The sequence below is a fragment of the Streptomyces sp. NRRL F-5123 genome (assembly GCF_000721495.1).
GTDB lineage: Bacteria > Actinomycetota > Actinomycetes > Streptomycetales > Streptomycetaceae > Actinacidiphila.
The window spans coordinates 38,554-45,516 of the sequence record NZ_JOHY01000078.1 but is presented as its reverse complement, the minus strand read 5'-3'; the positions used below and the strand labels follow the sequence as shown (position 1 = coordinate 45,516).

At 71.9% G+C, this 6,963-nt stretch carries 7 protein-coding genes; 5 read left to right on the top strand and 2 right to left on the bottom strand.

Features of this window, described 5'->3' with window-relative positions:
- Window positions 1-68: 68 nt before the first annotated feature.
- Window positions 69-749 carry a phosphate signaling complex protein PhoU gene (gene phoU, locus IH54_RS0136080; protein WP_031525273.1) on the bottom strand — a complete coding sequence of 227 codons (681 nt, stop codon included), beginning with the start codon at window positions 747-749 and terminating at the stop codon, window positions 69-71.
- A gap of 240 nt (window positions 750-989) precedes the next feature.
- Between phoU and IH54_RS0136075 the strand changes: the two genes are divergently transcribed.
- Both IH54_RS0136075 and IH54_RS0136070 read left to right on the top strand, forming a co-directional pair.
- Window positions 990-2,303, top strand: a complete 1,314-nt coding sequence (locus tag IH54_RS0136075) for a sensor histidine kinase (RefSeq protein WP_031525272.1) — start codon at window positions 990-992, stop codon at window positions 2,301-2,303.
- Window positions 2,300-2,980, top strand: coding sequence for a response regulator transcription factor (locus IH54_RS0136070; protein WP_031525271.1), 681 nt, complete (start codon window positions 2,300-2,302; stop codon window positions 2,978-2,980). The genes IH54_RS0136075 and IH54_RS0136070 overlap by 4 nt, the downstream gene beginning before the upstream one ends.
- 89 nt (window positions 2,981-3,069) lie before the next feature.
- Here the strand turns inward: IH54_RS0136070 and IH54_RS0136065 are convergent, their stop codons facing one another.
- Window positions 3,070-3,681, bottom strand: a complete 612-nt coding sequence (locus IH54_RS0136065; RefSeq protein WP_031525270.1) for a hypothetical protein — start codon at window positions 3,679-3,681, stop codon at window positions 3,070-3,072.
- Window positions 3,682-4,309: 628 nt separating this feature from the next.
- Between IH54_RS0136065 and IH54_RS0136060 the strand changes: the two genes are divergently transcribed.
- From IH54_RS0136060 to ispF, 3 genes are all read left to right on the top strand, one after another.
- On the top strand, window positions 4,310-4,792 hold the full coding sequence (locus IH54_RS0136060; protein WP_031525269.1) for a CarD family transcriptional regulator: 483 nt from the start codon (window positions 4,310-4,312) through the stop codon (window positions 4,790-4,792).
- Between the two features lie 330 nt (window positions 4,793-5,122).
- Window positions 5,123-5,851 (top strand): 2-C-methyl-D-erythritol 4-phosphate cytidylyltransferase, encoded by a 729-nt coding sequence (ispD, locus tag IH54_RS0136055; RefSeq protein ID WP_031525268.1) that lies wholly within the window; start codon window positions 5,123-5,125, stop codon window positions 5,849-5,851.
- Window positions 5,841-6,362 (top strand): 2-C-methyl-D-erythritol 2,4-cyclodiphosphate synthase, encoded by a 522-nt coding sequence (gene ispF / locus IH54_RS0136050; RefSeq protein ID WP_031525267.1) that lies wholly within the window; start codon window positions 5,841-5,843, stop codon window positions 6,360-6,362. The genes ispD and ispF overlap by 11 nt, the downstream gene beginning before the upstream one ends.
- Window positions 6,363-6,963: the final 601 nt, after the last annotated feature.

The following is a 6,963-nucleotide window of genomic DNA, read 5'->3' as shown; positions in this document are numbered from 1 at the left end:
CCGCCGCGCGCCCCCGCCCCCCCCACGCGCTGCCCCCGGGCGCAGCCCGTACGCGCGAGCCGTACGCCCTACGCCGACTCGACGTCCGTCGGGACCGGCGACAGCTCGTCCACGTGCTCGCCCGTCACCAGGTAGACGACGCGCTTGGCGACCGACACCGCGTGGTCGGCGAAGCGCTCGTAGTAGCGGCCGACCAGGGTGACGTCCACGGCGGTCTCGATGCCGTGCTTCCAGCGGTCGTCCAGCAGGTGCTGGAAGAGGGTGCGGTGCAGCTCGTCCATGCGGTCGTCGTCGGCCTCCAGCTGGAGCGCGTCGTCGACGTCCTTGGTGATGATGACCTCGGCGGCCTTCGCCATCAGGCGCTGCGCGAGCTGGCCCATCTCCAGGATGGTGCTGTGCAGGTCCTGCGGCACCGCGGAGGCGGGGAAGCGCAGCCGGGCGAGCTTGGCGACGTGCCGGGCCAGGTCGCCGGAGCGCTCCAGGTCGGCGCTCATCCGCAGGCTGGTCACGACGATCCGCAGGTCGGTCGCCACCGGCTGCTGGCGGGCCAGCAGGTTGATCGCCCGGGTCTCCAGCTCGCGCTGGAGGTCGTCGACCTTCTCGTCGGCCCCGATGACGCTCTCGGCGACGTTGAGGTCGGCGTCGAGCAGCGCGGTGGTGGCGCGGCCTATCGCCGAGCCGACGAGCCGGGCCATCTCGACGAGGCCGTCGCCGATGGAGTCGAGTTCCTCGTGGTATGCGTCCCGCATCGCGTTCCTTCCAAGAGCTTCTTCATGGGCTTCCGTGAGCTGGTGAGCGGTCTGTACACAGGGTGCACGGGCCGGCACAAGAGGCTTCTCCTCCACGCTCCACGCTCGTGGAGCGTGGAGTACCGGCCGCGCACCCGGAGTGAATCACCTCCTACGTGAAGGTGAACTCTTGGCAACGTGCGGCCGAGAGGTATCTCTCAGGGCTGTGGAGCGCCTGCGCAGGCCACCTAACCTGGAGCCATGGACGTGAACGCGGCAGTCGCCGCAGCCAGCGCGATAGCCGGTCTGGCGACCGGTGTCATCGCCGTGCTCGCGTTCCGCTGGAGCGAGCGGGAGCAGGCCCGCCCGACCCGTACCGCGCTGCACACGGAAGCCGTGCTTCCGCCCGGCGTGGACACGGTGCTGTCCGTGCTGCGGTCCTCCGCGGTCGTCCTGGACGAGGGCGACACGGTGGTCAAGGCCAGCTCGGCGGCATATGCCCTCGGACTGGTGCGCGGCGGCAGGCTCTCCGTCGACCAGATGCTGCAGATGGCCCGCGAGACGCGGCGGGACGGCGAGATACGCCAGGTGGAACTCGACCTTCCGCGCCGCGGCGCCGGGCGCGGCGAAGGCCTCGCCGTGTCCGCCCGGGTGGCACCGCTGGGCTCGCGCCTGGTGCTGCTGCTCGTGGAGGACCTCACCGAGGCCCGGCGGATCGAAGCGGTCCGGCGGGATTTCGTCGCCAACGTCAGCCATGAGCTGAAGACCCCGGTCGGGGCGCTCTCGCTGCTGTCGGAGGCCGTCATGGACGCCTCCGACGACCCCGAGGCGGTGCTCCGCTTCGCCGGCCGCATGCAGATCGAGGCGACCCGGCTCACCAGCCTGGTGCAGGAGATCATCGACCTCTCCCGGGTCCAGGACGACGACCTGCTGGACGACGCGGAGCCGGTCGCGGTCGACGACCTGGTCGCCGAGGCCGTGGACCGCTGCCGCCACCAGGCCAACACCAAGCAGATCACCATGGCCACCGGAAACACCCCCGACCTCTTCATATGGGGCAACCGGGGCCAGCTCGCGGCGGCGCTCGGCAACCTCGTCGAGAACGCCGTCAACTACAGTCCGGCCCGTACCCGGGTCGGCATCGCCGGACGCCGTATCGCCGCCGGGCCCGCCTCCCGTGCCGCAGGCTACGGGGGAGGCGGGGACCTCATCGAGATCTCCGTCACGGACCAGGGCATCGGCATCTCCGAGAAGGACCGCGAAAGGGTCTTCGAGCGCTTCTACCGGGTCGACCCGGCGCGCTCGCGGGCCACCGGCGGGACCGGGCTCGGCCTTTCCATCGTCAAGCACGTCGCCGCCACCCACGGCGGCGAGGTCACCGTGTGGAGCGTCGAAGGACAGGGCTCCACCTTCACACTGCGGCTTCCCGAGGCCGGGATCGCCCGCGACCGCGCGCTCCCGCCCGGCACCGATCCCGATGCCGAGGCGGACGCAGAGCCGGCCGACGAGCCGTCGGACGAACAGCTCTTCCAGACCCTCCCCGAACACATCCCCGCTCCGGAGGTCCTTCCGTGACCCGCGTACTCGTCGTCGAGGACGAAGAGTCCTTCAGCGACGCGCTGTCGTACATGCTCCGCAAGGAGGGTTTCGAGGTCGCCATATCCGCGACCGGGCCCGACGCGCTGGACGAGTTCGAACGCAACGGCGCCGACCTGGTCCTGCTCGACCTGATGCTGCCGGGGCTGCCCGGCACCGAGGTGTGCCGCCAGCTGCGGCTCAAGTCCAATGTCCCGGTGATCATGGTGACCGCCAAGGACAGCGAGATCGACAAGGTCGTCGGGCTGGAGATCGGCGCCGACGACTACGTGACCAAGCCCTTCTCGTCGCGGGAGCTGGTCGCCCGGATCCGCGCGGTGCTGCGCCGCCGCGGCGAGCCCGAGGAGATCTCCCCGGCCGCGCTGGAGGCGGGGCCGGTGCGCATGGACGTGGACCGCCACGTCGTGACGGTCGGCGGCGGCAAGGTGGACCTGCCGCTCAAGGAGTTCGACCTGCTGGAGATGCTGCTGCGCAACGCCGGCCGGGTGCTCACCCGGATGCAGCTCATCGACCGGGTGTGGGGAGCGGACTACGTCGGCGACACCAAGACCCTCGACGTCCACGTCAAGCGGCTGCGCGCCAAGATCGAGCCGGACCCGGGCGCCCCGCGCTACCTGGTGACGGTCCGCGGCCTCGGCTACAAGTTCGAGCCGTAGACCGCGGGGATCCACCGCATGTGCGAAGGGGCCCGGCGCCATGGCGCCGGGCCCCTTCGCACATGGCAGTACGTGCGGGTGTTACGCGGTCACGAGGTCGCGGTCGCCGTGCCCGTCGGGCTCGCGGTGTCCGTCGGCCTCGCGGTGCCGCCCGGCGTCTCCGTCGAGGTGGCGGTCGGGGTCGGGGCCTCGGTCGTCGGCAGCGAGCCCGGGCCGTACGGCGCGAAGTAGCTCGCGGCCGGCATGACCTGGATCTTCAGCGGGATCTGACCGGCGCCGCTGAAGGTGAACACCGCGTTCTGGAAGCCGCCGTTCTGCAGCTGCTCCTGGCCGCTGCTGATGACCCCGCTCGCGTTGCCCTTGCCGCCGACGAGCACGGTGCCGTGCGCGGGGACGGTGATGCCGCCGGTGCCGTTCGCGCCGGACAGCTGCGCCGACGGGCCGCTGACGATGTTCACGCTGTCCAGCGTCTGGTCGGTGTCGCCGTTGTTGAACAGCCGGGCGGTGACCGCGGCCGGGCCGTTCGGGTCGGTCAGGACGAAAGCGTTCTGCACCTGGATGTCGCCCTTGGCCCCCGCCGGGTTGTCCGGCTTGACCTTCAGGGTCTCGGCCTCGTTCCCCGCGGCGCAGGCGGCGAGCGAGAGGGCTGAGAGGGCGACGACGGCGGCGGCGAGGGCGCCGCGTCGGAAGCTGCGGACCACGGCGGCGGCATCTCCTATGACTCGGACTGACGGCCCGGCCGGCTGTGGCGGGCAGCCGGCTTGGCAGGCTCGGACGATCTTCCAGCGGCCTAAGATTACCGAGCCCCGGTATCGGCCGCGCACCGGGTGTCCCCTCAGTGACAGTCCCTCACCCGAGCGGTCGTGTACGCGGGTCGCGCCGGTGGCCGGATCTCGACGTCAACGGGTCCCCGTGCGGTACGCGCGCGCAACATGCCCGCAATGTATTCCGGCATTACCACGGTGTGATTACCGGCCGGTCGACGTGACGCGGCGGACCGGGGGGATTTCCGTGATCGCCGGGCAATTGGATCTTCGGCCGCGTCTTCCGTGCCGTGAACCCGAACGGAGTAGCGAAGATCCACTCGTGCGGGAGTGACAAATCCGGACGTATCGCCCGGTGTTCGGCGGTCGCCGCGCCTCCGGCGGCGGTGATTCCGGGTCCCCGTATACCCGCTCCGACCTGCGAATACCGGGTGTCCGTGGCACCCTCCAGCACGTTCCAGGGGCGCTTGTCAAGCCCCGAGATATGCCCTGACCTGCGAAAACGCCATTCAGATGAGGGCGTTCCCGTGTTACCCTGGATAGCCACGGAAGGGGTACCTGTCACATGACGTTCAAGGTTGGCGACACCGTGGTCTATCCCCATCACGGGGCCGCGCTGATCGAGGCTATCGAAATTCGCCAGATCAAAGGCGTGGACAAGACCTACTTGGTGCTCAAGGTCGCCCAGGGCGACTTGACGGTGCGCGTACCCGCGGACAATGCGGAGTTCGTCGGCGTGCGCGACGTTGTCGGTCAGGACGGGCTGGATCGGGTCTTCGAGGTGCTGCGCGCGCCGTACACCGAGGAGCCCACCAACTGGTCCCGTCGATACAAGGCAAATCTGGAGAAGCTCGCCTCCGGCGACGTCATCAAGGTCGCGGAAGTCGTTCGTGACCTGTGGCGGCGCGAGCGCGAGCGCGGCCTGTCCGCCGGTGAGAAGCGCATGCTCGCCAAGGCGCGGCAGATCCTGGTCAGCGAACTCGCTCTGGCCGAGAACACCAACGAGGACAAGGCCGAGGCCCTGCTCGACGAAGTCCTCGCGTCGTAAGACCGTCCCTTTCCGGACGTTCTCGTGTCACGTCCACTCCAGCGCCCACCCACGCTGCCGTGACGTACTGACTTACGCAGACGCACCCCGGGCACCCACCGGGGGACACTGCCGCGGCACCCGGCCCAGCACCACGGCCGGGTGCTGCGGCATGCGCGGCCCGGCACAGGCGGCGGCTGAGCACAGCTGCCGCCTGCGCATACGCCGAACCCGACGCCTGCCGTCCCGCAGGGCGATACGGTCATCCCCAGGACTTCACGGAAGGGGTCCTGAGGGGGAGCCCGTGCCCTGCAACCGCCCGGGACATCACCCCGGGCGCACCTCCAAGCGATACCCAACTCATACAAGGACACAAACCTGCGTACCGCAGCCGTCATTCCCGCCGCCGGACGTGGCGTCCGGCTCGGCCCCGGCGCGCCCAAGGCGCTGCGCACTCTCGGCGGGGTCCCCCTCCTGGTCCACGCGGTGCGCGCGATGGCCCGCGCCCGCGCCGTCTCCGTGATCGTCGTGGTCGCGCCGCCCGACGGCGCCGCCGAGGTCCGGGCGCTGCTCGACGCGAACGGGCTGCCCGAGTCCACCGACATAAGGGTCGTGCCCGGCGGTGCCGAACGGCAGGACTCCGTCCGCCTGGGCCTGGCGGCGCTGCCCGACGACGTCGGCACGGTGCTCGTGCACGACGCCGCCCGCCCCCTGGTGCCCGTCGAGACGGTCGAGGCCGTCGTCGAAGCGGTACGGGGCGGGGCGCCCGCCGTGGTGCCGGGGCTGCCGCTCGCCGACACCGTCAAGAGCGTCGACCCGGACACCGGCGCCGTCACCGGCACGCCCGAGCGGGCGCTGCTGCGGGCCGTCCAGACCCCGCAGGGCTTCGACCGGGCGGTGCTGGCCAAGGCGCACTCCTCGGTGTCCGGCCCCGTCACGGACGACGCCGGCATGGTCGAGCAGCTCGGCGTCCCCGTCCTCGTCGTGCCCGGACACGAGGAGGCCTTCAAGGTCACCCGGCCGCTGGACCTCGTCCTGGCCGAGGCCGTACTCGCCCGCAGGAGGGCCAATGGGCACTGAGCCCCCCGCCGGGGAGGCGCCTTCCGTGCCGCTGCCCCGGGTCGGCGTCGGAACGGACGTGCACGCCTTCGCGGTGGGCCGCGAGCTGTGGTGCGCGGGCCTGCACTGGGAGGGCGCGTCCCACGGGCTCGCCGGGCACTCCGACGGCGACGTGGCCGCGCACGCGGCGTGCGACGCGCTCTTCTCCGCCGCCGGGCTCGGCGACCTCGGGGCGCACTTCGGCACGGACCGGCCCGAGTGGGCCGGGGCGTCCGGGGTGACGCTCCTCGCGGAGGCGGCGCGGATCGTCCGGGCGGCCGGCTTCACGATCGGGAACGTCGCGATCCAGGTCATCGGGGTCCGCCCGAAGATCGGGACCCGGCGCGCCGAGGCGGAGGCGGCTCTCGCCGCCGCGGTGGGGGCGCCGGTCTCGGTGTCCGGCACCACGACGGACGGGCTCGGCCTCACCGGCCGCGGCGAGGGGCTCGCCGCCCTGGCTACGGCGATGGTGCTGCCGCCCGCGGCGTCCTGAACGCTTCGCGCTGCCGCGCGGGGTGAGCCTTTCGCGCTGCCGCGGGGGGTGAGCGTTTCCGCTGCGCGCCGGGCCGAGCGTTTTCGGGGGCGCGGCTGGCCACGGCGATGGTGCTGCCGCCGGCGGCGTCGTGAGCGCTTCGCGCTGCCGCGCGGGGTGAGCGTTTCCGCTGCTGCGGGGGGTGAGCGTTTTCCGCCGCGCGGGGCGGTGGGCGTTTTGAGGGGCGCGGGGAACTGCGCGAGCAACCACCCACCGGCCGGTGGTCCGGTACGAAACCGAACTGCCCCTTCGGGCCGGTGACGACCCGCGCCACCGTCGTGGCTGGCCGCGCAGTTCCCCGCGCCCCTCAAAACGCTCGCCCGGCGGGGCCGCGCAAAGCCGCTTGCCCGGCGGGGTAGCGCAAGTCGCTCGCCCCTGCGCGGTAGCGCGCAATGGTCGCCCGGCGGGGCAGCGCAAAGACGGTCGCCCGGTGGGGCAGCGCAAAGTCGCTCGGCCCCTGCGCGGTAGCGCGCAATGGTCGCCCGGTGGGGCAGCGCAAAGTCGCTCGGCCCCTGCGCGGTAGCGCGCAATGGTCGCCCGGCGCGGTAGCGCAAAACGGTCG

Coding starts and splice junctions, on each gene's coding strand:
- phoU (WP_031525273.1), bottom strand. CDS start 749: ATGCGGGACGCATACCACGAGGAACTCGACTCCATCGGCGACGGCCTC.
- ispF (WP_031525267.1), top strand. CDS start 5,841: ATGGGCACTGAGCCCCCCGCCGGGGAGGCGCCTTCCGTGCCGCTGCCC.
- IH54_RS0136075 (WP_031525272.1), top strand. CDS start 990: ATGGACGTGAACGCGGCAGTCGCCGCAGCCAGCGCGATAGCCGGTCTG.
- IH54_RS0136060 (WP_031525269.1), top strand. CDS start 4,310: ATGACGTTCAAGGTTGGCGACACCGTGGTCTATCCCCATCACGGGGCC.